We start from the raw sequence: 25,353 nt of genomic DNA, 5'->3' as shown, positions 1-25,353 counted from the left end.
GGCACGGTCCACCAACCGCGCAAGGGCGGCTATCTTACCACCGTCCCAACAACTGCTATATTTCCGACTAAACTACATTGTTATATTGGGTTTAGCTGATGTAGCTCAATGTGGCATTACAGGCAAGCGACTACGATTTTGTTATCGATTCAAACGAACTGACTCTCCCCAAAACTCTCATCAAGGAGTGAAGATCATGGAGCACACACTGCCCCCACTACCCTACGAAAAGAACGCGCTGGAGCCGCACATCTCGGCCGAGACACTGGACTTTCACCATGGCAAGCATCACAACACCTACGTGGTGAATCTGAACAACCTGATCAAGGACACCGAGTTCGCCAACGCGACGCTCGAGGAGATCATTCGCAAGGCTCCCGCCGGAGGCCTGTTCAACAACGCGGCCCAGGTATGGAACCACACCTTTTACTGGAACAGCCTCTCGCCCAACGGTGGCGGCGCCCCCAGCGGCGCCCTGGCAACCGGCATCGACAAGGCATTTGGCTCCCTCGACGCCTTCAAGGAGGCCTTTACCAAGGCCGCGGTCACTCAATTCGGCTCCGGATGGGCCTGGTTGGTAAAGAATGCCAATGGCGGTCTGGAAATCGTACAGACCGGCAACGCGGGCAACCCCATGACCAACGGCCAGACACCTCTACTCACCTGCGATGTCTGGGAGCACGCCTACTACATCGATTACCGCAATGCGCGACCCAAGTACGTGGAAGCATTCTGGAACCTTGTGAACTGGGATTTTGCGGCGTCGAACCTCTGATACGCATGCCGCAACCCGGCGCACAACCCCCGCGAGCCCGCCTCCCGGCTCGCGGGGGATGCAGCACAATCCCTGGCGCTAAGGCCGTTACCAGCGAACAGACGATGGTCGCAGGGTTTACGCAGAGCCAAATACACCGTTAGAATTTCCAATTCGGCTAAATGGCGGCCTCTCAGGGGGCTGCTTTTTTGTTTTACGGTATAGCCACAGGGTGATCGCCATGAACAGCCCGCTCATGCAGACCTACGCCCGGCTTCCCGTGGCCTTCGACCGCGGGGAAGGCGCGTGGTTGTGGGACAAGAACGGAAAAAAATACCTCGACGCCCTGGCCGGCATCGCGGTCTGCGGGTTGGGTCATGCTCATCCGCTGATTGCCGACGCCATCTGCGATCAGGCGCGCCGCCTGCTGCACACCTCCAATATTTACGAGATCCCGCTACAGACCCAACTGGCGGCGGAGCTCACCGCCCTGTCGGGAATGGACAACGCTTTTCTCGCCAACTCCGGTGCCGAGGCCAACGAAGCGGCGATCAAAATCGCCCGTCTCTATGGCCATCAGCGCAATATCGACAAGCCAGTCATCGTGGTGATGGAACAGGCGTTTCACGGCCGCACGTTGGCGACGCTGACGGCGACCGGCAACCGCAAGGTCCAGGCCGGTTTCGAACCCCTGGTCAGCGGGTTCGTGCGCGTGCCTTTCGGCGATTTGAAAGCGCTGGAGACTGTCGCCGGCAACACGCCGGATGTCGTCGCCGTGCTGCTCGAACCGATACAGGGCGAAGGGGGTATCCGCATCCCCGAGGTCGGCTACCTGCACGGAGTGCGCGAGATCTGCAATCATCACGAGTGGCTGATGATGCTCGACGAGATTCAGAGCGGTATCAGCCGTACCGGGCAGATGTTCGCCTTCCAGCATGCCGGTATCACGCCCGACGTCCTGACCCTCGCCAAAGGATTGGGCAACGGGTTCCCGGTCGCCGTCTGCCTTGCCCGTGGCGCAGCGGCCAGAGCATTCAAACCCGGCAATCATGGCTCTACCTTCGGTGGCAATCCGCTTGCCTGCCGGGTGGCACTCACGGTGCTGCAGATACTGCAGAAAGAGAACCTCGCCGCGCGCGCGGAGGAGTTGGGTCAGCGCATGCTCGCAGGTTTCAATGATTCCCTGGGTGGCATCAAGGGTGTTAAAACGATCCGCGGTCATGGGCTGATGATCGGCATCGAGTTGGAGCAACCCTGCAAAGAACTGGTAGCCCTCGCACTCGAGCAGAGCCTGCTCATCAACGTAACAGCGGAGCGGGTCATACGACTGCTGCCGCCGCTGATCATCTCCACCGAAGAAGCCGATCAGATCGTCAACGGCGTCAGCGCCGTGATTCGTGAGTTTCTCGGCGCCTGACGCATAGCCTGATCATGTCACCACGCCACTTCCTCACTCTGCGCGACCTCTCATCGGCGGAGTTCGAGCGTCTCATCAATCGCGCCAGCGAATTGCGCATGAAGCATCGACGCCGTGAGAACTACGCCCCGTTCGGACAGCGCGTGCTGGGCATGGTGTTCGAGAAATCATCAACCCGAACCCGAGTATCGTTTGAAGCGGGAATGATTCAGCTCGGCGGCGGTGCGATCTTTCTTTCCCCGCGTGACACTCAGCTGGGGCGGGGCGAACCAATGGAGGATACCGCCCGGGTATTGTCACGCATGGTCGATGTGCTGGTGATACGTACGTTTGAGCACGAAAAGCTGGAGCGCTTTGCCACCCATGCCAGCGTGCCAGTAATTAACGCACTCACCGATAGTTACCATCCCTGTCAACTGCTGGCCGACATGCAGACCTATCACGAATACCGCGGGTCGATACGCGGCCGGACCGTGGCCTGGATCGGCGATGGCAACAATATGTGCCACAGTTACATTAATGCTGCCGTACTACTCGGTTTCAGGCTACGTATCGCCTCTCCTGATGGTTACTCGCCGCAAGCCGCCATCGTCGAGCGCGCCAACGATAGCGTCGAACTGATCAGTGACCCGATGGCGGCAGCCAAGGATGCCGACCTGATAGTGACCGATGTGTGGGCAAGCATGGGTCAGGAGGAGGAGCAACAGCAGCGCATCAAGGCCTTCGCCCCCTATCAGGTCAACGCCGCGATAATGGCTCAAGCCCATGACGAAGCACTGTTTATGCATTGCCTGCCGGCCCACCGTGGCGAAGAGGTCGCCGCGGAGGTCATCGACGGACCACAGAGCGTCGTGTGGGATGAGGCCGAAAACCGCCTGCACTCGCAAAAGGCTCTGCTGGAACTTCTGCTGCGGGATCTCATCTGCTAGCGACGGCGACCGACCACCGGCGCAGACACACGGGTTTTGCTGACCATGACCGAACGACCTCTGCTGCATGTTCGTGGAATCCGTTGCGCCTACGGCGCGCAGATCGTCGTGGATTCGCTCTCCATTCACGTCAACCGTGGCGCCATCGTCGGTCTACTTGGCCCCAGTGGCTGCGGAAAGACCACGGCTTTGCGCGCCATCGCCGGCTTCGAACCCGTACTGGCAGGTGAAATCGAATTGGGCGGCGAGCTTATTTCGCGGGTCGGGTACAGTCTCGCCCCCGAGAAGCGCCGGCTCGGCATGGTTTTCCAGGACTATGCGCTCTTTCCCCATCTCGATGTCGCCGACAACGTCATCTTCGGTCTGCGCCACCAACCGACGCGCAACAAGCGCACCACTGCCGAGGAGATGCTGGAGACGGTGGGTCTTGCCGGCTACGGCGCGCGGTACCCGCACGAGCTCTCCGGCGGACAACAGCAACGTGTCGCGCTGGCACGGGCGCTGGCGCCCCGCCCGGAGCTTCTGTTAATGGACGAGCCGTTTTCCAGCCTCGATGTCGATCTTCGCGAACGTCTCAGCCTCGAGGTGCGCGATATCCTGAAGCGGCAGGGCATCAGCGCCATTCTGGTAACCCACGATCAGCACGAGGCGTTCGCCATCTGTGAGCAGGTCGGGGTAATGCATGAGGGACAGATCCATCAGTGGGATACGCCCTTCAACCTCTACCATGAGCCAGCCACACGTTTCGTCGCTGATTTCGTCGGTCAGGGAGTGCTGCTGAAAGCCACCGTTGCCTCCCCCGATACGCTGGAGACCGAGCTGGGGGTGCTGTCCGGAAACCGGGCCTATCCCTGGAAACCCGGTACCGCGGTCGAGGTGCTGCTGCGGCCCGATGACGTCACCCACGACCCGACGGCAAGTTTGCGCGGTATCGTCCGGAAAAAAGCATTCAAAGGTGCCGAAACACTCTATACCCTCGAACTCCCCAACGGAGATATCGTGCTATCGCTGCTGCCCAGCCATCTTGACTATGACGAAGGTGAGCACTTGGGTGTACGCATCACCACAACGCATCTGGTTGCTTTCGCCGCGTATTGACGCAGCAAGGTACAGCGGATGCGTCGCAACGCCATGCTACCCGGCCACAGGAGGATGTAATGGATTTGGAACTTATCAGCTTCAAGATTTGCCCCTTCGTTCAACGCTCCGTCATCACACTGCTGCATAAAGCGATCGAACACCGCATAACCTATATCGACCTAAGCGATACACCGGCGTGGTTCAATGAAATATCGCCGTTCGGAAAAGTCCCTCTGCTGCGTGTGGACGGCGGCACGGTGCTGTTCGAATCGGCGGTCATCAATGAATTCCTCGACGATATCACCCCCCCCTCGATGCACCCGACCGATCCTTTGCAGCGCGCTCTCAACCGGGCTTGGATCGAATTCGGTTCGGAGTGCCTGGCGAACCAGTTTCAAATACTAGCCGCCAAGGAAGTGGATGATTTTGAACAGCGGCGCAACGCTCTGACCGCGAAGATGCTGCGTTTGGAAGACATGCTCGGCGACGGTCCCTATTTCAATGGCTCAGATCTATCGCTGGCGGATACCGCCTATGCGCCGCTGTTCATGCGCATGGCACTACTGATCGAGTGCGGAATCCTGAACCGGGATATCCTGGGCACCAGGCTTCAGCGCTGGGCCGATGCGCTCCTCGCGCTCTCGGCCGTGCAGGAATCGGTAGTCAGCGACTTCAAAGAACTCTATCTGGGCCATCTGCGAAAAATGGATGGCCATGCGGTCAGCCTGCTTGGTCAATGATGGTGGGGCCTGACCCGGGCGTGGCGAGCGTCACGCCCGGAAATCACCGTAAGAGATACCTTTTGTGATCCAAGCCCCACAAAGCACCTGGCCTTGGCCTAGAATTTTCCTCACCCAAAAAAAACGACCGGTGCCATACGCACCGTCAGAGCAAGATCGGGAGCTCCGGAAAGTGAAAAAGAGATACCTACTCATCGCCTTGCTTCTCGCGGGGCCCTATGCGCAGGCCGAGCCTGCCCGCTATATCACCGACCAGTTTGAGATCACCCTGCGCACCGGTGCCAGCACTCAGAACACGATCATCAAGATGCTCGGCTCCGGTACTGCTGTTGAGCTGTTGGAGTTGGACGCCAATAGTGGGTATTCCCGGGTGCGTACGGCGGACGGCGTTGAAGGATGGGTCATCACGCGCTATCTCATGGAGGCCCCCAGCGCCCGCGCGCAATTGGCCGCCGCCCGTAATCAGGTTGCCGCAGCAAAGGAGCAGGTCAGGACATTCAGTCAACAGATTGAAACCTTGAACAGGGAGAAGAGTGAGCTGGAAACCGGCAAGAACCAGCTGCAAACCGAATTGCAGGCCGCCAATCAGGAACTTGCGCGAATCCGCCGCACCTCCAGCAAGGTGATGGAAATCGACGAGGAGCGCCAACAGCTCAAAAAGTACGTTCGAACCCTGGAACGTGACCTCCAGACCATGCGCACCGAAAACGAAGAACTAAAAGATCGCAGTGCCAGGGATTGGTTTATGGTCGGGGCAGGCGTGCTGTTGCTGGGGATTCTGACAGGCGCAATTCTGGCCCGCATGCGCAGCCGGCGGCGCGGCGGATGGGAGAGCTTCTAGCCAGTTGTGTCCCCAGGCGGTTGAGTACTCAAAAAAAAGCCCCCGTTTTCAAGCGGGGGCCTTTCTTTTGCACTGGATAGTTCTTCGGTAAACGTCTAACTCGCTGCTGACGCCTTCTTCGCGGCACGTTTCTTGCGCGCCGGTCTGCGTTTCTTCTTCGCGGCAGCCTTCGCCGCTTTACGAGCTTCCGCCTTGTCGAACTGAGCTAATGCCTTGTTGGCAACCGCCTGGCGTTTCTCAAAGGCCTTCATCTCGTCATCGGCCTTTTTGAACTCCGCCTTCGCCTTGGCAAGGCTGGCTTTCAACTTGGCCTGCTGAGCACGCTCCTGTGCGCCCGCTTTCTTTTTAGCAGCAGCCAAACGTGCCTGAGTGGCTTTTGCTCGTGCTTGTGTTTTCTTTACGCTGGCTGCCAATTTCTTGGTACCTGCGCCCCTGCGTGCTGAAGTACGCCGAGTTGCGGTTTTTTTAACGGCGGTTTTACGAACCGCCTTTTTGCGAACCGCAGTTCTCTTCTTCGCGGCACTCTTCTTTTTAACTGCCATACGTTATCTCCCAAGTGTGTGGTGTAACTAGATTATAGCCACAATTTTCGTTTGTCTAATTTTTCACTTGACAATTTTTCAGTCACTCAACTTGCGAGATATCACGCACTGCTCCGCGTGATGCGGAAGTCGTCAATGCCGCGTAAGCACGCAATGCCTTACTGACGACTCTTTTACGATTTTTTGGCCTCCAAGCATCTCTTCCCACTGCGCTCATCTTCTCGCGCCTGCGCTCTAATTCAACGTCGGTAATTGCGAGATGAATAGTGCGATTTGGAATATTGATTTCGATGCTATCGCCTTCATTGACGAGACCAATAGCGCCTCCTTCCGCAGCCTCCGGCGAGACATGTCCGATCGACAGACCTGACGTACCTCCCGAAAAACGACCGTCGGTAATCAATGCACAAACCTTGCCCAATCCTTTCGATTTCAGGTAGCTGGTTGGGTAGAGCATCTCCTGCATACCCGGTCCGCCACGCGGACCTTCGTAACGAATGACCACCACGTCCCCTGCCTGTACCTGGTCGGTCAAAATGGCCTGAACGGCATCCTCCTGACTTTCATAGATGCGCGCTCTGCCGCTGAACTCGAGGATGCTTTCGTCCACGCCGGCCGTTTTTACGATACATCCCTCTTCGGCGAGATTGCCGAACAGTACCGCCAGCCCGCCGTCCTGGCTGTAAGCATGTTGCAAGTCACGGATGCAGCCTTCCTCGCGATCCACATCGAGCGACGCGTACCGCTTCTGTTGCGAAAAGGCTTGTGTGGTTGCGACGCCACCCGGTGCAGCGGCGTAAAACTGCTGCACCCGCGAGTCGTCTGAATTCCGGACATCCCAATGCTTCAGCGCATCGGCCAAAACGGTGCTGTGCACGGTATGCACGTTCTGGTGTAACAACCCTGCACGATTCAGTTCGGCAAGGATCCCGAATACACCGCCGGCCCGATGCACGTCTTCCATGTGGTACTCCGGGGTGCTGGGAGCGACCTTGCACAGGTGCGGCACCCTGCGCGACAGGCGATCGATGTCGGCCATCGTGAAATCCACCTCGGCTTCCTGCGCCGCGGCCAGCAGATGCAGTACCGTGTTGGTCGAGCCACCCATGGCGATATCCAGGCACATCGCATTCTCGAACGCCTCAAAGGTGGCGATAGAGCGCGGTAATGCGGATACGTCATCCTGCTCGTAGTAACGGCGGGCCAAATCGACGATACGCCGTCCTGCTTCGAGAAACAGTTCGCGACGATCGGCGTGAGTGGCGAGCAGACTGCCGTTTCCCGGCAACGACAGTCCCAACGCCTCGGTAAGGCAGTTCATGGAGTTGGCGGTGAACATGCCCGAACACGAGCCGCAGGTCGGACACGCCGAACGCTCCATGGCAAGGGTATCCGCATCACTGATGGAAGGATCGACCGCAGCCACCATCGCATCGACCAGATCCAGGTTCATGTCCTCGCCATGGATCACTGCCTTGCCCGCCTCCATCGGCCCCCCGGAGACAAAAACCGCGGGAATATTCAGACGCAACGCCGCCATCAGCATTCCAGGGGTGATCTTGTCGCAGTTGGAGATACAGACCAGAGCATCGGCACAATGGGCGTTGACCATGTACTCCACCGAATCGGCGATAATCTCGCGCGACGGCAGACTGTAGAGCATGCCGCCATGCCCCATGGCAATGCCGTCATCCACGGCGATGGTATTGAACTCCTTGGCGACGCCACCCACCTTTTCGATTTCGCCGGCCACCAACTGACCCATATCCTTCAAATGGACATGTCCGGGCACGAACTGCGTGAAGGAGTTGGCGATGGCAATGATCGGTTTATCGAAATCGCCATCTTTCATTCCGGTGGCGCGCCATAGTGCACGTGCGCCGGCCATGTTGCGACCATGAGTCGTGGTGCGGGAACGGTATTGGGGCATTGCTGCTACCTCGATCGATATTCAGAAATGTGGAATCACTCAAGCATACCAGAAGCATCAAACTCGCCGACACTTTGCGCACTCCGCTTGCCACCCTTACAGCGGCGAGTGAGAATGCCGGTCATGAAACAGTTTCCCGACACGCTGACAATGATCAGCGAACTCATCGCCACGCCCTCGGTGAGCAGCGTCGAACCGCAGTTTGATCAGGGCAACCGCGCCATTATCGAACTTCTGGCTGGCTGGCTGGACGCAGGCGGTTTCCATGTGGAGGTAATGGAAATCCCCGGCTTTCCGGACAAGGCCAATCTCATTGCCCGCCTGGGGGAAGGTGACACCGGCCTGGTGTTTGCAGGTCACACCGATACCGTTCCTTATGACGAAACACGCTGGAGTCAGGATCCGTTTCGGCTCACCGAACGGGATAATCGACTCTACGGTCTGGGCACCAGCGATATGAAAGGCTTTTTTGCGCTGGCACTGGAAGCGGTGCGCGGTCTGCGCGCGCGTGATCTCAGCGTACCGATCACGCTGCTCGCCACCGCCGATGAAGAGAGTTCCATGTGCGGCGCTCAAACCCTGGTGGAAGCAGGCAAGCCGCGTGCGCGTTATGCGGTCATCGGTGAACCCACAGGGCTGAAACCGGTGCGCCTGCATAAGGGGATCATGATGGAAGGCATTCGCCTGCGCGGCCGTTCCGGCCATTCCAGTGATCCGAGCCTCGGCAACAGCGCCTTGGAGGGGATGCACGAGATCATGGGCGAACTGCTGCGCTGGCGTGACCAGTTGCAGCGGCGTTACCGCGACGATCGCTTCCAGGTACCGGTGCCGACGCTCAACCTGGGACGAATCCACGGCGGCGATAATCCCAACCGTATCTGTGCCGCCTGCGCGCTGGATATCGATCTGCGCCCGCTGCCCGGCATGGATCTCGACACGCTGCGCGGCGAACTCGATGGCCACCTGCGCCCGATTGCCGAACGCCGTGGACTCGATTTCAGCATCGAACGGCTCTTCGGTGGTGTCAGCGCATTCGAGACGCCCGCCGACTCACCCATCGTCGAAGCAAGCGAGGCGCTGACGGGAAGTGTCGCAAAGCCAGTCAATTTCGCCACCGAAGGACCTTTCCTCGCTCAACTGGGGATGGAGACCGTAATCCTGGGTCCCGGCGACATCGAACAGGCCCATCAACCGGACGAGTACCTGGCGCTCGATCGCATCACCCCCACGGTCGACCTGTTGCGCCGACTGATCCGGCGATTCTGCCGGTAGAAGAGTCGGCGGCACTTGTCACATTCCCAGGTTGCGGTTAGCTTTGCAGGCAGCTTCGCGGGGGTGAAGGCGCCATGAAAAAAAGCACCGACGAAATTCCACATCAGGCCTTTGTCGACTGGTTTCGCCAGTCGTCACCCTATATCCGCAGTCACCGCGGCCGCACGCTGGTATTGACCTTCGGCGGTGAAGCGCTTGAAGACGGTGGCATCGCGCCTCTGATCCATGACACCGCGCTGCTCAACAGTCTCGGTATTCGCCTGGTCCTGGTGCACGGCGCCCGACCCCAGATCGAGGCGCGGCTGCGTGAGCGTGAACTTGAGATTCGCTACCACCAGGGACTGCGCGTCACCGACGATGCGGCTCTTGCCTGCGTCAAAGAGGCTACCGCCAGCGTTCGTCTGGAGATCGAGGCGCTGCTCTCCAGCGGCGGCACCGCGCTACCCATTGCCGGCGCCAAAGTGCGCGTGGTCTCCGGCAACTTCATCACCGCGAGCCCGATCGGTGTGCGCGATGGCGTCGATTTCGGGCATACCGGCGAGGTACGCCGCATTGATATCGACGGAATTCGCCGCCAACTGGACGACGGCGCTATTGTCCTGCTCTCGCCGCTCGGCTACTCCCTGACCGGCGAAGTCTTCAACCTCAGCGCCGAGCAGGTGGCTGGCGCAACAGCGATCGCGCTGCAGGCAGACAAACTGGTCAGCCTGATCGAAGCGCCTGCGGTACACGATACCGACGGACAACGGGTCGATCAGATCACTCCCGCGGAAGCCGAGCGCCTGTTGAGATCACGGCGCAAACTGCCGGAGGAGATCCAGGGCCACCTGAATCAGGCCATTCGCGCCTGTCGCTCGGGTGTGCGTCGCGCCCATCTGCTGAGTCGCAACGTGGATGGCGCCCTCCTGCTGGAGCTCTTCAGCCGCGACGGCGTCGGCACGCTGATCACCGACGAGACCTATGAAGGATTACGCCGCGCCACCATCGAGGATGTCGGCGGCATACTGCAGCTTATCGAACCGCTGGAACAGGAGGGAATCCTGGCCAGGCGCTCGCGCGACCTTCTGGAATGCGAGATCGACTACTTCACGGTGGTCGAGCGCGACGGCGCCATCATCGCCTCGGCGGCGCTCTATCCTTACGCGAAGGAGCGCGTCGGCGAGTTGGCCTGCCTTGTGGTGCATCCTGATTACCGCAACACCGGGCGTGCCGATGCCCTGCTCGATGGCATCCAACGCGAAGCGAAAAAAAGGGGACTGAAGCGTCTCTTCGTGCTGACAACCCACACTGCCCAGTGGTTTTGCGAACGCGGCTTCGCGAAAGCGCGCATTACCGACCTGCCGGTGAAACGACAAACGCTCTACAACTATCAGCGCAATTCGCGGGTCTACATCAAGCAGATCCGCTAGCGCCGCGAGGTCGAAACGCTCGACACTCCGGCGCTCAGCGCGCGAATTTTCGCAGAAACATAGCGAACTCGTCGGCCGGCATCGGCCTGGCGAAGTGATAGCCCTGAGCGCGGGCGCAACCCAGTTCGCGCAGTCGCCCACGGGTCGACTCATCCTCAACCCCCTCCGCCAGCACCTTCTTGCCGAAGTTCTCACCCAGATTGATGATGGTTCTGACGATCTGCTCATCACTCCGGTCCTGCAGCATATTCATCACGAACGAGCGGTCTATTTTCAGTTCACTGACGGGCAGGCGTTTCAGGTAGGCCAGCGATGAGTATCCGGTACCAAAATCGTCGATGGACAACGCCACACCCAGATCGGAGAGTTGATTGAGGTGATTGAGCGCGATTTCAGGGTTCTCCATCACCGCACTCTCGGTGATTTCGATGATGACCTGACTCGGCGCCACATCCCAGGTGCGCAACGCTCGCTGGATGAGTTCCGGCAGATCGGGCTCGAGCAGATTGACGGCTGATATATTGATCGAGACCGTCAACCCCTCCTGTTGTCCCCAAGCCATGGAAAATTCGCGCAACGAATTCTGCACCACCCATGCGGTAAGCGCGTGAATGAGCCCTGACTGTTCGGCGATAGGAATAAAGCGCTCAGGGGAGATGTGCCCGTGTTGCCGGCTTTCCCACCGCAGGAGCGACTCGGCACCGATGCAACGACCCGACTGCAGATCGATCTGAGGCTGGAAGACCAACCTCAATTCACCCTCATTGATCGCTTGCCGCAGCTCACCCTCCAGGCTGTAGAGCAGGCGGCTGCGCTCCTTGAGCTCGCTGGTGAAGAACACCACCCGCTCGTGGCTGCGCGCCGCTTCGCGCATCGACAGTTCCGCATTCTGAAAAAGGCCCGCGCCACCCTCGGCGCCGGTTTTGCCGAGGGCGATGCCCAGTGCCGGCTTCAGATAGAGCTCGCGTCCCGCCATCTGCATCGGCTCGGTCAACGCCTTGAGAAACTTGTGGGAAGCCAGCAATGCCAGTGGCTCGTCAACCACGCCAGGCAGCGCCAAACCCAATTCGGTAACCCCTATGCGCTGCAAAAAGTCGGTCTCGCGCATGCTGCTGACCAGGCGGCTGGCGGCCTGCTGCATCACCAGATCGCCCACCTGATGTCCCATGACGGTGTTGATCTGGTGGAGGTTCTCGATTCCCACTACTACGGTAGTGACCCCTTCGAGCTGCCGGCCACGCAACAGTGTATCGACACGGCTGATGAAATCCTTGCGCCGCCGTGAGGGTGAAGCATAGTCGACGTCGCTCGATTGACCCGACTTGCCTTTGCTGGCCACCACATAGGTCATCAGAATCAGACCCATGTCGAAGAGTTGGATTCGTTGTGCGCTTCTCAGCGCACTGCTATCCACGCCCTTCAGCGCCGCCTGAGCCAACCACGTCAGCCAGGCGTCGTAAACGGTCAGATACCAGTGAAAACGCAGACCCAACAGGCGATGGCGCAGGAGAAAATCGACCCGATGACCGATGTCGTCATCGCTGACCAATCGCCCCTCGAAAAGGACTTCGAAGAATCCCCTGAGCGAGCAACGCAGTTGTTCGATATCCGTGTCGCCACCGCAACAGGGCCTGAGCACCTCATCGCGCAAAAGCGTATCGGCCAACTTGCTGAAAGCGTCAGGTTGCTGTGCTACCAGCTCGTGATGCACCGCGCGCAACTGCTGACCATCTGCCGCGCTGACTCCCATGACGTAGCGCAGTCGCCGCCCGCGCGTCGCCAACATCTCGACGCCGAGTAACGCGTCAGCGCCCTCCTCCGCACGCGCCCAGCGATGCAGGTCCTGGCCGAAATCCCGGCTGAGCACCTTGCCGGGCTGGGTATCATTTGCAGGAATACGGCGTTCGCCGTTTTCCGCTGCCTTATTGTACTTTTCAGTCATGCTGCCCTACAGAGACTCACAGGTAGAAATCCCGCGGATAGATGCCGTGCATGCCCGGTTCCAGTGCGCGCTCGATCTCCACTGGATTGTCGTTCGCATCAACCGGGTCATTGATCATGTCCAACACGTCCATGGTCCCGTAGAGTTTTTTTGACGAATCCATCACCAGCATGAGTTTGGGCTTGAGTTGGCGGAAACGATTCTGTGCCAGCACGATGGCGATCTGGCCGGTATTGAGCTCGACGATTGAGCCCACCGGATAGGTACCCAGGCACTCGATGAACTGCTCAACCAGTCCGGTGTGAAACTGGCTTTCACGCCACTCATAGAGGCGGCGCAGCGCCTGATGCGAAGACAGCGCCGACGCGTAGGGCCGCTCGCTGGTGATGGCATCGAACGTATCCACGATCGCAGCCATGCGTGCGAACACACCCAGCTGTTCACCGTCTGTCGCGTTAGGGTAGCCGCTGCCATCCATGCGTTCGTGATGATCGCGCACCATCTCCAACACCCGTGCTGGCACACCCTTGGCGCTACGGAGCGCTTCAAGGCCCAAAACAACATGCGACCGGATCAGTTCGAACTCCTCGTTCGTCAACTTGCCCCGTTTCTGCAGCAAAGGCAGTGGAAGCTGGGCCTTACCGATATCGAGCAGCAACCCCCCGAGTCCGAGCACCTGCAGCTCCGATTTGGTCAGACCGAGGTGGCGACCAAAGGCAAGCAGATAGCCACACACATCGATGGAATGTCCGTAAGTGTAGTTGTCGAGCGTTTTCATCTGCGACAGCCAGATCAACGCATTCGGATTGCGGATGACGCTTTCGACCAGACCGCTCACCGCCTCGCGTGCCTGGGTGAGCACCAGATCCTTGCCGCGCTTGAGATCGACCAAGATCTTTTGCAGCGCTTTTTCGGCGATCCCCTGCGACGCCTTGGCAGCCTGCAGTTCGTCTTCCATGGGAAGCAGCACCGGGTAAATATCGGGCTCATCGCCGCCCCCGGTAGCGGTGCGTACCGCACTGCGGGTTTCCAATTCAGCCTTTTTTCGTCCTCCCGACAGCGCCAACCGTTGATGCCACTGCGAATCCCGCTTGCGCAACAGATCCACATGCACATAGTCACAATATTGACGCAACTCATCGATCTGCTCCGGGGAGTCAATAAAAAAACCCTGAAACAGGAACGGCGTCTCGCTCCACGGGCGATCGAGCTCGGACACATACATACCAGGCTCCAGATCCTCAATCTCGTAACGTTGACTCATCGTGTACTTGCAGTAAATGGGGGTCTCAAAACAGTTTTGCAATGAAGCACGCCTGAACCGACTGCTAGCGCTTCCTCGCCAAGGTCAACCCGTCGCCGATGGCAACCACGCTCAGGTCAATGCGCTCATCGCTTTTCAGATGACTGTTCAGCTGGCGTATGGCAATTGTATCGCGTTCTTGATTACTGGGGTCGGCCACCGAGCCATTCCACAGCACATTGTCGATCAGTATCAACCCCCCGGTGCGGATCAGACACAGGCAAGCCTCATAGTAGGGACAATATTGCTCCTTGTCGGCATCTATAAAGGCGTAGTCGAACGATGCGCCATAACCCTCGGCGAGCAGCCCCGCCAGGGTCTCCAGGGCAGGGGCCATACGCAGGTCGATGCGACCCTCAACGCCGGCCTCGCGCCAGTAGCGCCGAGCCGTGGTGGTCCACTCCTCGCTGAGGTCGCAGGCAACGATACGCCCATCCTCGGGCAGCGCCAACGCGCAACACAATGTACTGTAGCCGGTGAACACCCCGATCTCGATGCCGGTGCGTGCACCCATGAGGCGCAGCAGCAGGGCCATGAACTGTCCCTGTTCCGGGGCAATCTGCATGTTGGACTCGGGCAGCGCAGCGGTTTCTTCGCGCAGACGCCGCAGCACGGGATGCTCACGCAATGAATTATCAAGCAGATAATCGTAGAGACGATCATCCAATCCGATGGAACGAAGAGACATGGTTGCCTGCTCCCACAGCGCTCGAGGCGGGTCGTTGGGTACAATTATGGCATCGCTCGCCAACCGGCACCTGATCCAACCCATGCAAGCAGAGCAATCGGGTTTTCTTCCCATCGATCCAGACGATGCGCATCTGGTGCAGATCACCGACACGCATCTCTCCGCCGTGCCCGGCACCCGACTGCGGGGTATCGATCCCGCCCGCACCCTGGAGGCGGTGCTCGAGCTGGCTAGGCCATGGTTGGATACAGCCGACCACATACTGTTGACCGGGGATCTGACCCACGACGGGCGCATCGAAGGGGCGGATCATCTGCGTTCGCTGCTCGACCCCTTCGGCAAACCCTTCAGTTTTCTGCCAGGCAACCACGACAACCCGACCACGCTGGAGCGCGCTCTCGGAGACCGGCCCGGTTGCTGGCCATGGCAGGTGCAGATCAAAGAGTGGGACCTCATCTCCCTCAACAGCCGTATCTCGGGCCGCGAAGGCGGAGAGCTGGGCGGCGCGCAGCGTGAGCGCCTCGCTGAACTGCTCGGCACGGACACTTCGCGACCCACGCTGATCGCCTTGCACCATCACCCGACTCCCGTGGGCAGTCCCTGGATGGATGCCATGGGACTGGCCGACGGCGACGCGCTTCTCGAACTCCTTCAGCAACATCCTCGGGTGCGGGGGGTGCTCTTCGGGCACGTTCACCAGCAGTTCGATACCCGGATAGGGCATCTGCGCCTGCTCGGTGCACCCTCCACCTGCATGCAGTTCAAACCCAACTCCCATAGCTCACGCAGCGATCGGCGCCTGCCGGGATTTCGTTGGTTGCTACTGGGCGCGGACGGGGCAATCGACACCGGGGTGGAGCGGCTCAGGACGTGGCCCGACAACATCGCGCCGACACCATGAAGGTGATATCGGGTGGCCAGACCGGCGTCGACCGTGCGGCGCTGGATGCCGCTCTATCCTGCGGCCTGACCTGCGGTGGCTGGTGCCCCAAGGGCCGGCGCGCCGAAGACGGCGTCATCGATGTGCGCTACCCCTTGATCGAAGCGCCCTCGGCCGGCTACCGGCAGCGCACCGAATGGAACGTGCGCGACAGTGACGGCACGCTGATCCTCCATCGCGGTGATGTGCTCAGGGGCGGCACCGCGTTGACTCGCGATCTTGCCCTGCGCCGCGGAAAACCTTGCTTGGTGGTCAATCTAGAGCCGTCCCCGACGCACGACAAGACGTTGAGCTGGCTGAGCAGACACACGATCAACACCCTCAACGTCGCCGGACCGCGCGAGAGTCAACAGCCGGGTATCTACCACCAGTCGCTCGCCTGTTTGCAGCGGCTGTTCAACACGCTACAGGAAATCGCTTCTGGCCAACCAGATAGGCACAAGAGCCCGCCAGACAGATAACCCCATTGATGGTTAGCGTCGTCGCGGTGCCCAGCCATTCGGCCAACGTACCGGCCAGTAGATGACCGATCGGTGTCATGCCGATGAAGGCCACCGAAAAAAGGGCCATGGTGCGCCCGCGCAGCGCATCGCTCACCTGCAGTTGAATAAAGGTATTGGTCGAGGCCACGAGTGTGGTAAACCCGAACCCCACCACCACAAGTGCCAACAGGGCGGCAACGAACGTATCCAATTGCGCCACGACGATCAGCGCCGCTCCCGCCGCGAAACCGGCCCAACCTGCAGTCCGGCGCAAGCCATCGGTAACGGTGCGATTGGCCAGCATCATGGCACCGATAAAGGCGCCGAATCCCGCCGCGCCCAACAGCCAGCCCAGTGTGTCGGCACCACCACCCAGCACGCGAGCCGTAAACAACGGCATCAGTACCGAGTAGGGCACGCCGAACAGGCTCACCATCAGCACCAGCAGAAGCGCAAAGAAAATGGGGCGGTGCGCCACCGCAAAGCGCAGTCCTTCCCCCAGCGTCGTCGGCGTACCGCTGGCGACGCCGCTGCCCATTGGCCCCATCGCCCAGAGCGCCACCAGTACCGCGCAAAAACTAAGCGCGTTGATTCCGAACACCCAACCCTCTCCCACCATCGCCACCAGCACCCCCGCAAGGGCCGGCCCAACGAAGCGCGCCATGCTGAACAGGCTGGAATTGAGGGCAATGGCATTGGGGAGTTCAGCGCGCGGCACCAGCTCGGATAAAAGTCCGTGGCGGGCCGGCATCTCGATGGCGTTGGTGAACCCGAGGCCCATCGCCAGCACGATGATGTGCCAGATCTCCACCCAACCCCCCAGCGTCAGCACCGTCAGCACCAGTGCCTGGGTCATCGCGACGGCATGCGCCACCAGCAGAATCCGCCGTCGTGGCCAGCGATCGGCGAGCACACCGCCCACCAGCCCGAAAACCAGTATCGGCAGGTGGCTGAGAAAGGCCACCAGACCGAGCATGAATCCCGACCCGGTAAGGCGGTAGACCAGCCACGCCTGCGCCACCAACTGCATCCAGGTTCCCGTCAGCGATACCAACTGCCCGGCGAAATAGAGCCGGAAGCGGCGATGAACCAGGGAACGGAAGGTCAGCTGAAGTACTTGCATCGACTCGCGCGGTGGCAAAGCGCGCAGTATAGCAGCGAGGAAAGCGCCACTGGTGGACGGTGCAGACCATGCACGGGTCAAAGGAGCGCACGATGTGCTGAACCGCTACCGGGGTCTCTTCGCCCGCACGGACCGGTGCACCCACCAGCGCCTGTTCGAGCATACCCGGTACCCCGTTGACGTCGCGCGGCGAGAAGTTCCAGGTCGCGGGGGCGATGATCTGGTAGTTCAGCAGGCGCCCCTGGCGCACCGTCATCCAGTGGCCCAGGCTGCCGCGGGCGGCTTCCACGAGCCCGGTACCTTCGCCCTCCCCGGGCGGTGCAGCGCTGAGGCAGAATGGTTCGCGCGGGCGTATGGCTGCGATCCAGCGCTCCATCTCGGGAAGAAAACGCGCCGCTCCCAGCAGCCGCGCGATCACTCGATTGCGCACATTGCGCCCGCTGCGGGCAACCAGATCGCCGATCAAGGGATGACCATCGACTAGAACCTATCCCTCTCCGCTGACGCCTCAGGCCGGATCACACGAATAGTCGACGCGGCGATGACGTGCCAGATGATACGGTGTGCGCGAGTGCGGCACCTTATAGACAAAATGGTAGCGTGCCACATGGTAGCTGGGATCGAAACCGTAGAAGTTGAGCTGCATGCGCTCCAACTCTGCGTTGCGATAGTCCGCCAGCGGTTTCTGCCGCTCGTCGCTTTGGCGTTGTTCGCGTTTGGCCGCGATTAGCGCATCGATGTCGGTATCGGTCGCGAGCGCTGCCGCGACCTCGCGCACCTGCCGCTCGAAGGACGCGACATCAGCGCCGAAACAGTCGTCCAGCAAGCCGATCTCGCGCTCCTGTCGCGCCCCGACCGGCAGGCGCTCCTGCATCAACAGCTGGCCACGTTCCGCCCCCACCCGCTTGGGCAACAGGTAGGTCCAGTACTCGGATCCGTAGAGGTTGCCCATGGACTTGTAGTGGGGATTGAGTATCACCCCATCGCGGGCATAGATGCGATCCGCCGCCAGGGCCATGAAGACTCCGCCCGCGCCGGCGTTGCCGCGCAACGCCGCGATGGTGAGCTTGTCGTCGGTGGTAATGATGGCACGGGTCAGATCGTCGATGACATTGATGTTCCGCCATGATTCGTCGGCCGGGCTGGGTGCGTGCTCGATGACATTGAGGTGGATTCCGTTGGACCAGAAATCACGGCCGCCGAGCAGCACCAGGACACGGGTATCACGACTCCGTGCGTACTCGTACGCTTTCAGCAGGCGCTGGCACTGCGCCGTACTCATGGCCCCGTTGTAGAACTCGAAGGCGAGATAGCCGACGCCGCGCGCCTCACGATAGCTGATCTCCTGGTAGGTGCTGCGACCCTCCCCCTCCCAGATCGACAACGGCACCTCCGGCACTTCATTCAGTGCATCCCCCAGCAACGTCGAGGCCGGCAGTTTAAAACTGCGTTCGTCGCCCGCGGATTTCGCCTTCAGGTGACCGATCCACACCGCTCCGTCTGTGGTGGCGCGGCAGATGGCGTCATCGCGTCGGGCGATCACTGCGCCGGGACCACCCCGCAGCTGATCCTCGAGATGGGCATCGAACAGATAGACCTCGTTGCCGTACAACTCATCCAGTACGCCCGGGAAACCGTCGGCGGCGTGAATCTTGCGCAGCACGGTGGCACTGTCGTCGCACTGCCAATCGATGCGCCTTTCAGCCTGTCGCATCAACGGCCGCAGCCGCCCGCGCACCTGTGGCGCGGCGTAGTCCAGCGTTCGCGGCCTGAAGCGGGTGTCACCCACCTTGGCCAACACCTCCTGCAGACAACGCACCGCCGCCTCGGTCACCTCATTGCGATACAGGCTGCTTTTCTTCGCCGGGCGCATCGCAAACTCTGCGACCGCCCAAACGTCACCCCCATCCATCACCGCGTTGGCCTGCAGCGCGGTGACGCCCCAACGGTTTTCCCGGTTGAGAATCGCCCAATCCAGCGCCGACGGCCCGCGGTCACCCTCGATACCCGGATGGATGATGATGCAGGTATGGTGCTTCCAGATCGCCTCGGGAATCGCACGCCGCAGGTAGGGGGCGATGATGAGGTCGGGTTTGAACAAAGCCACCGCCTCGGTGGTAACCGAGTCGTTGATATCGAACTCGATGGATACCTCGTGACCGCGCTCGGTCAGTTCGACATAAAAGCGCTGGGTGAGGCTGTTGAAGGTGTGCGTCAACAGCAGTACACGCATCATTGAATTCCTACCACCATAATCTCTCGCCAAGGCGCCAGGGGCGCCAAGATTGTAAGACCTTATATCTGGATACCGGTCTGCGCCGGTATGACGAACCGGGGATGCCGATACCCCGATAGTCGACTCATTCCTGCGCTTTTCTTGGTGCCCTTGGCGCCTTGGCGAGAGACCCCATCAACAAATCCTCGGCAATTGTTCACCGGTCAGCCAGTCGACAATACGGTTGCCGCCGAAGGTGGTCTCCATCTGCACGAAATGGTGATCATCCTCGACCACCTCGCCAATGATCGCCGCGCACTCGCCTTTGGGGTGCGCACGCATCGCCTGGAGCAAGGCATCCGCTTGCTCCGCCGCGACGATGGCGATCAATTTACCCTCGTTGGCGACATAGAGCGGATCCAGTCCCAGCAGTTCACACGCCGCTGCGACTTCCTCGCGCACCGGCAGATCCGTTTCGCGAATACGCATACCGACCCTGGATTGCAGCGCCATCTCGTTGAGGGTCGTGGCCAGTCCGCCGCGCGTCGGATCGCGCAGGCAGTGAATATCCGGTACGGCATCGACCATCGCCGCCACCAGATCGTGCAGCGCCTGGCTGTCGGACAGGATGCTGGTGCTGAACGTGAGGTTTTCGCGCCGCGACATGATCGCCACGCCATGATCCCCCAGATAACCACTCACCAGTATCTTATCGCCCGGTTGCGCCCGATCGCCCGAAATTCGCACACCCTCCGGTACCACGCCAATGCCCGTGGTGGTAATGAACACGCCATCGCCCTTGCCCTGTTCCACCACCTTGGTGTCACCCGCCACCACCGGAACACCCGCCGCCTTCGACGCGAGCGCCATGGACTCGACGATACGTTGCAGATCACCCAGCGGATAACCCTCCTCAAGAATGAACCCCGCCGTGAGGTAGAGCGGCCGTGCGCCGGACATGGCGATATCGTTGATGGTGCCGTGCACCGACAGACTGCCGATGTCACCACCGGGAAAGAACAACGGACTCACGACGTGCGCATCGGTGGTGATCACCATGCGTCCGCCGGACACGTTAAAACTCGCCTGATCGTTGTGCTGGCGCAGCAGGTCGTTGTCGAACGCAGACATGAAAAGCTCGTCGATCAATTGCGCCATGGCGCGGCCGCCGGAGCCGTGGGTCATGTCGACGCGGCCGGTTTTGAAATCGATTGGGCGGATGTAGTCTTTTCTTACAGCCATTGTTATCTGCTTTTTCACTCTTGGAGAGAAATTTTGTGTGGCTACGCCACCTCAATTAAATGCGGGGATTCCGTCCCCGCAGCCGGACCTCTTTTCTTTGCATGCCCAAAGAAAAGAGGCGAAAAGAAAGGGCACCCAACGGCCGCGCCACTCTGCGAGTGGTTCCCTGCGTTGCCGACGGGAGGAAACGTCAACACCCTCAGCTGCTGCAGGGTTTACGCAATGAAACACGCCGCGCAGGGGTTTAAGGTGTTGAAGTTGACTTTCGGCCCCTTTCGGCAGCGCCGAGCATCGCAGCCAACGGGGAACAGGCCCGTAGGGGGCGTGCACGGATACACGCCCTCGCCAGTCGGGCCAGGAAGGCCCTTCTGGCGCGCCCCTCGTTGGCGAGAAGCACAGGGGACCGCCCAACGGGCGGCGTGTACGCAGGGTGTCCTTTCTTTTGGTAACTTTTCTTTGGACAAGCAAAGAAAAGTTACACGGCTTCGGGGACGCTCCCCCGATCAAATTAATAGCGGCGCAGCCGCACATCACTAAGCACTCTCCTTATACCTCCCATACGAATAATAAGCCGCACACGCCCCCTCCGAAGAGACCATACACGACCCCATGGGATTCTCCGGTGTACACACCGTACCGAACAGCTTGCAATCCTGTGGCTTTTTGACGCCGCGCAGAATGGCGCCGCATTCGCACGCCTTATTGTCGGAGACCTTGAGTTGCGGAATATCGAAATACCGCTCGGCATCCCAACGCGCGAACTCCTGCTTAATCTGCAACCCGCTATAGGGCACCATACCCAGGCCCCGCCACTCGAAGATGCGGCGCAACTCAAAACACTCGGCCACCACTCTTTGCGCCTTCAGATTGCCGTCACGCGTCACCGCGCGGGAAAACTCGTTTTCCACTTCGGCGCGGCCCTCGTTCAACTGGCGCACCAACATGCGTATCGCCTGCAGCACATCCAGCGGTTCGAAACCGGCAATCACCACCGGGCGCTGATACTCTTCGGCAAAATATTCGTAAGGCCGGCTGCCGATCACCGTGCTGACATGCGCCGGGCCGATGAAACCGTCGAGCGGCACGGTACCCAATTCGCGCACCTGCGGCGATTCGAGGATGTTGGAGATCGCCGACGGCGTGAGCACGTGATTGCAGAAGACATGGAAATTGTTCAGATCCAGCGCCTGCGCCTGTTTGAGAGCAACGGCGGTGGGCGGCGTCGTGGTCTCGAATCCGATGGCGAAAAAGACGACCGTCCGCCGCGGATTGTCTTGTGCAATCTGCAACGCATCGGCGCTGGAATAAACCATACGGATATCGGCACCCTGCGCCTTGGCTTTCAGCAGGCTGAAGCGATCCGAACCCGGAACGCGCAACATGTCGCCGTAGGTGCAGAGCGTGACACCCTGGTCGCGCGCCAGCTGGATGGCGTTGTCGATACGACCCACCGGCAGCACGCATACCGGGCAGCCGGGCCCGTGGACCATGCGCACGTTGTCAGGCAACAGATCGGGAATGCCGTAACGGAAGATCGCGTGGGTGTGGCCGCCGCAGAACTCCATCAGATGATACGAGCGATCGGGATGCACCTCCGCGGCGATGGCGGCGGCGATCTGCCGTGCCAGTTTACCGTCGCGGTATTCGTCGATGTACTTCATCCGGTAAATCCAACGTGAAGACGCAAAGACGCAAAGAAAGATCGGTGTTCAATGATGTCGCCTGACGCTCCAGGCCTCTTTTTGGTGAGAGGACGGGAAGTATGCCAAACAGTGCAGCTTCGTTCGCGGGAAAAACCACGACCCTCGCAAAGGCGCCAGGAGCGCCGGGAACAGACCGGATGTTCCTTCTCTCCGCACCCTTTGCGGCTTCGTGCCTCCGCGTCAAAGGATTTCATTGCGTGAAGTTCATTCCGGGCACTGCATCGCAACGATTCGACCCTCCTGCCGTCGCTCATTTTATCTGCGCGAAGAGCTGCAGCGTCTTTTCGGCCTCTTGCGGATCGATCTTGTTGAGCGCATAGCCAACGTGCACGATCACATAGTCATCCACCCGCACATCATCCAGCAGCGCAATGGAAACCTCTTTACGCACACCGCCGAGATCGACGACCGCCTGGTCACCGTCATGGATCTCGACGATACGGGCAGGGATTGCCAGACACATGATCAGATCACCTCTTCAACTCGCACCGCTGTACCGGCGTGCCACCCAGGCCTGACCGAGGCTGATGCCGCCATCGTTGGGCGGCAGCTCGCGCGCCTCGCAGACCTCGATGCCGCGCTCCCCGAGCAAGCGCCGCAGCGCGCTGCTCAGCCGATGATTCAGAAAACAGCCGCCAGCGAGAATGACGCGCTCGAGTTCATGGGTTCTTGCGGCTGCGGCCGCCCACTCCGCCAACGCCAGGGCCATTGTGGCATGAAATCGTGCCGCGCCACGTCCCGCGTCGCGCTCACTGCGCAATCGCGCCAGCAGCGGCAACAGATCCAGAATGCCATCGCTGTCGAACGTATAGCCGTCTGCCTCGGGCTCGACACTACCGTAACGCTCGGCACAGCCTTCCAGCAGCATCGCCGCCTGCCCCTCGAAAGCGCTCACATCGCGAACACCCAGCAGCGCCGCAGCGGCATCGAACCAGCGACCAGCGCTGCTGGTCCGTGGTGTGTTGATCCCCTTTTCGATCAGTTGGGCGATCATCGCTGCGCCGGGTCGATCAAACCGCGCGGGAATCTCATCCGCATGCCCCAACTCGCACAACACGCTGGCCGCCATGCGCCACGGCTCACGGGCGGCGCGATCGCCACCGGGCAACGCCAGGGTTTTCAGATGCCCGAGACGTTCGAACCGCGCACCATCGACGCGCAGTAGTTCGCCGCCCCATGCACCCCCATCATCGCCCAGGCCGACACCGTCGAGCGTCAAGGCCAACACCGGGCCGCTCAGCCGATGTTCGGCCATTACCGCGGCGACGTGGGCGTGATGGTGCTGTACCGCAAGGGCCGGCACCCCCCACTTCTCGGCCAGACGCAGCGCCAGACGCGTACTGAAAAAATCGGGATGAAGATCATGGGCGATGCGTTCGGGCCGGATCTCCAGCACCTTCATCAGATGCTCGACAACGTCCTCCAACGCCCTGCAGGTTGCTGCATTGTCCAGATCGCCAATGTGCTGCGAAACGAAAGCCTCGTCCTCGCGCGTGAGGCAGACGGTGTTCTTGAACCAGGCGCCGGTCGCCAATACCCGCGCTCCGCCTTCCGCAAGCGGTATCGGTAACGGCGTGTAACCGCGAGCACGGCGGATGAAGGCGGCGCGGTCACCTGTCGTGCGCGTCACGCTATCGTCACAGCGGATCAGAATCTCGCGGTCGTGTACAAGCAGCGCGTCGGCGATGTCGGCCAGACGGAGAAACGCCTCGTCGTTGTCGATCACCAGCGGCTCACCACCGGGATTGGCGCTGGTCATCACCAGCAACAGCGGTTGGGATTGTTCCAGCCACTCACGCCCCGACGGACGTCCCGCCGCCTCGTGAAAGAGCAGATAGTGCAATGGTGTGTAAGGCAGCATCACCCCCAGCCAGGCGATACCCGGCGCAACTCCCGGCAGCAGGTCATCGCAGCCCATGCGCTTGCGCAGCAAAACGATGGGTCGCGGGTGCGATGCCAGCAATGCCCGTTCCGCCGTCGAGTGCTCGACCAGTTCGACCAGCGACGCACACCCTGCCGCCATCACCGCCAGCGGTTTCTCCTCGCGCTGCTTGCGCTGACGCAGGCGCGCCACCGCCGTCGCGTTGCGCGCATCGCAGACCAGATGAAAACCGCCCAACCCCTTGATGGCCAGGATCTGTCCGGACTCAATGCGGCGCAGGGTTTCGGCGAGAGGATCGTCGCAGGCAATGACCGCGCCGTCAGGCTGACAAAGCGACAATCGCGGACCGCACGCCGGGCAGGCATTGGGTTGCGCATGAAAGCGGCGATCGGTGGGATCGTGGTATTCCTGCGCGCAGAGTGAACATTGCGCAAACCGCGCCATGGCGGTGTTGGGGCGATCGTAAGGCAATGCGGCGGTCAGCGTGTAGCGTGGACCGCAGTGAGTGCAGTTGAGAAAGGGATAGCGATAGCGCCGGTCGTTGGGAGCGAAAAGCTCTTCAAGACATTCCGGGCAGGTGGCGGCATCGGGTGTGATGCCGGTGCGCACCGCACCCGCTTGACTGCTTGCGATATGAAAACCGGGTGCGGCGGATACCGGAGCCACCTCCGCGCTTTCAATCGCATCGATACGCGCGAGGGGCGGAACCTCCGCCTGCAGGCGGGCGAGGAACCGGTCGATATCCCCAACACTGCCCTCCACTTCCATTTCGACGCCCGCTGCACCGTTGCGCACCCAGCCGTCGAGCCCCAGTTCGGCAGCCAGGCGGTAGACGAATGGTCGAAATCCCACGCCCTGCACCTGCCCGCGCACGCATACCTGGCGCCGGCTTGGTATGGGGATCGCCGCCTCCGCCATC

At 60.6% G+C, this 25,353-nt stretch carries 21 protein-coding genes and 1 pseudogene; 10 read left to right on the top strand and 12 right to left on the bottom strand.

Going from position 1 to position 25,353, the window contains the following annotated elements; all coding sequences use genetic code 11:
* Positions 1-196: 196 nt before the first annotated feature.
* From DWQ09_11215 to DWQ09_11190, 6 genes are all read left to right on the top strand, one after another.
* Complete coding sequence (locus DWQ09_11215) at positions 197-775, top strand: superoxide dismutase (protein ID KAA3627731.1); 579 nt, start codon at positions 197-199, stop codon at positions 773-775.
* A 220-nt stretch (positions 776-995) separates the two neighbouring features.
* Positions 996-2,171: an aspartate aminotransferase family protein gene (locus tag DWQ09_11210; GenBank protein KAA3627730.1), complete on the top strand. Its 1,176-nt coding sequence runs from the start codon at positions 996-998 to the stop codon at positions 2,169-2,171.
* Positions 2,172-2,185: 14 nt separating this feature from the next.
* On the top strand, positions 2,186-3,100 hold the full coding sequence (gene argF / locus DWQ09_11205; GenBank protein KAA3627729.1) for an ornithine carbamoyltransferase: 915 nt from the start codon (positions 2,186-2,188) through the stop codon (positions 3,098-3,100).
* 45 nt (positions 3,101-3,145) lie between these two features.
* Complete coding sequence (locus DWQ09_11200; GenBank protein KAA3627728.1) at positions 3,146-4,198, top strand: ABC transporter ATP-binding protein; 1,053 nt, start codon at positions 3,146-3,148, stop codon at positions 4,196-4,198.
* Between the two features lie 59 nt (positions 4,199-4,257).
* Positions 4,258-4,920, top strand: a complete 663-nt coding sequence (locus DWQ09_11195; GenBank protein KAA3627727.1) for a glutathione S-transferase family protein — start codon at positions 4,258-4,260, stop codon at positions 4,918-4,920.
* A gap of 55 nt (positions 4,921-4,975) precedes the next feature.
* Entirely contained in the window at positions 4,976-5,761 is a 786-nt protein-coding gene (locus DWQ09_11190) for a TIGR04211 family SH3 domain-containing protein (protein ID KAA3627726.1), read from the top strand.
* Positions 5,762-5,856: 95 nt separating this feature from the next.
* Here DWQ09_11190 and DWQ09_11185 read toward each other — a convergent pair whose 3' ends face one another.
* Together DWQ09_11185 and DWQ09_11180 are read right to left on the bottom strand one after the other, a co-directional pair.
* Positions 5,857-6,303, bottom strand: coding sequence for a histone (locus tag DWQ09_11185; protein ID KAA3627725.1), 447 nt, complete (start codon positions 6,301-6,303; stop codon positions 5,857-5,859).
* Positions 6,304-6,385: 82 nt separating this feature from the next.
* Positions 6,386-8,233, bottom strand: a complete 1,848-nt coding sequence (locus DWQ09_11180; GenBank protein ID KAA3627724.1) for a dihydroxy-acid dehydratase — start codon at positions 8,231-8,233, stop codon at positions 6,386-6,388.
* Positions 8,234-8,356: 123 nt separating this feature from the next.
* Here DWQ09_11180 and DWQ09_11175 point away from each other — a divergent pair, with 123 nt between their 5' ends.
* Both DWQ09_11175 and DWQ09_11170 read left to right on the top strand, forming a co-directional pair.
* A complete protein-coding gene (locus DWQ09_11175; GenBank protein KAA3627723.1) occupies positions 8,357-9,505 on the top strand; it encodes an acetylornithine deacetylase in 1,149 nt (382 codons plus the stop codon).
* 74 nt (positions 9,506-9,579) lie between these two features.
* Positions 9,580-10,914 (top strand): amino-acid N-acetyltransferase, encoded by a 1,335-nt coding sequence (locus DWQ09_11170; GenBank protein ID KAA3627722.1) that lies wholly within the window; start codon positions 9,580-9,582, stop codon positions 10,912-10,914.
* Positions 10,915-10,948: 34 nt separating this feature from the next.
* Here DWQ09_11170 and DWQ09_11165 read toward each other — a convergent pair whose 3' ends face one another.
* From DWQ09_11165 to DWQ09_11155, 3 genes are all read right to left on the bottom strand, one after another.
* Entirely contained in the window at positions 10,949-12,856 is a 1,908-nt protein-coding gene (locus DWQ09_11165) for an EAL domain-containing protein (GenBank protein KAA3627721.1), read from the bottom strand.
* 16 nt (positions 12,857-12,872) lie between these two features.
* Entirely contained in the window at positions 12,873-14,120 is a 1,248-nt protein-coding gene (locus DWQ09_11160; GenBank protein KAA3627720.1) for an HD-GYP domain-containing protein, read from the bottom strand.
* Positions 14,121-14,184: 64 nt separating this feature from the next.
* Positions 14,185-14,847, bottom strand: a complete 663-nt coding sequence (locus tag DWQ09_11155) for an SAM-dependent methyltransferase (GenBank protein ID KAA3628008.1) — start codon at positions 14,845-14,847, stop codon at positions 14,185-14,187.
* Here DWQ09_11155 and DWQ09_11150 point away from each other — a divergent pair.
* Both DWQ09_11150 and DWQ09_11145 read left to right on the top strand, forming a co-directional pair.
* Positions 14,831-15,748 (top strand): phosphodiesterase, encoded by a 918-nt coding sequence (locus DWQ09_11150; protein KAA3627719.1) that lies wholly within the window; start codon positions 14,831-14,833, stop codon positions 15,746-15,748. The genes DWQ09_11155 and DWQ09_11150 overlap by 17 nt on opposite strands.
* A complete protein-coding gene (locus DWQ09_11145; protein KAA3628007.1) occupies positions 15,745-16,248 on the top strand; it encodes a molybdenum cofactor carrier in 504 nt (167 codons plus the stop codon). Before DWQ09_11150 ends, DWQ09_11145 begins: the two co-directional genes overlap by 4 nt.
* Here DWQ09_11145 and DWQ09_11140 read toward each other — a convergent pair.
* The 7 genes and pseudogenes from DWQ09_11140 to hypF form a co-directional block, all read right to left on the bottom strand.
* A complete protein-coding gene (locus DWQ09_11140) occupies positions 16,184-17,392 on the bottom strand; it encodes an MFS transporter (GenBank protein KAA3627718.1) in 1,209 nt (402 codons plus the stop codon). The two genes, DWQ09_11145 and DWQ09_11140, sit on opposite strands and share 65 nt — an antisense overlap.
* Positions 17,393-17,444: 52 nt before the next feature.
* Positions 17,445-17,858: pseudogene (locus DWQ09_11135) on the bottom strand (HupV protein).
* Between the two features lie 42 nt (positions 17,859-17,900).
* Positions 17,901-19,625: a hydrogenase maturation protein gene (locus tag DWQ09_11130; protein ID KAA3628006.1), complete on the bottom strand. Its 1,725-nt coding sequence runs from the start codon at positions 19,623-19,625 to the stop codon at positions 17,901-17,903.
* A gap of 177 nt (positions 19,626-19,802) precedes the next feature.
* Positions 19,803-20,849 carry a hydrogenase expression/formation protein HypE gene (gene hypE, locus DWQ09_11125; protein ID KAA3627717.1) on the bottom strand — a complete coding sequence of 349 codons (1,047 nt, stop codon included), beginning with the start codon at positions 20,847-20,849 and terminating at the stop codon, positions 19,803-19,805.
* Between the two features lie 533 nt (positions 20,850-21,382).
* Positions 21,383-22,510, bottom strand: coding sequence for a hydrogenase formation protein HypD (locus DWQ09_11120; GenBank protein KAA3627716.1), 1,128 nt, complete (start codon positions 22,508-22,510; stop codon positions 21,383-21,385).
* A gap of 292 nt (positions 22,511-22,802) precedes the next feature.
* Complete coding sequence (locus DWQ09_11115) at positions 22,803-23,015, bottom strand: HypC/HybG/HupF family hydrogenase formation chaperone (protein ID KAA3627715.1); 213 nt, start codon at positions 23,013-23,015, stop codon at positions 22,803-22,805.
* 15 nt (positions 23,016-23,030) lie between these two features.
* Positions 23,031-25,352: a carbamoyltransferase HypF gene (hypF, locus tag DWQ09_11110; protein ID KAA3628005.1), complete on the bottom strand. Its 2,322-nt coding sequence runs from the start codon at positions 25,350-25,352 to the stop codon at positions 23,031-23,033.
* Position 25,353 lies beyond the last annotated feature (1 nt).

This window comes from Pseudomonadota bacterium (genome assembly GCA_008501635.1).
Lineage (GTDB): Bacteria > Pseudomonadota > Gammaproteobacteria > QQUJ01 > QQUJ01 > QQUJ01.
Note: the sequence above shows the minus strand (reverse complement) of the source record. Positions and strands in the feature narration are given on the sequence as shown.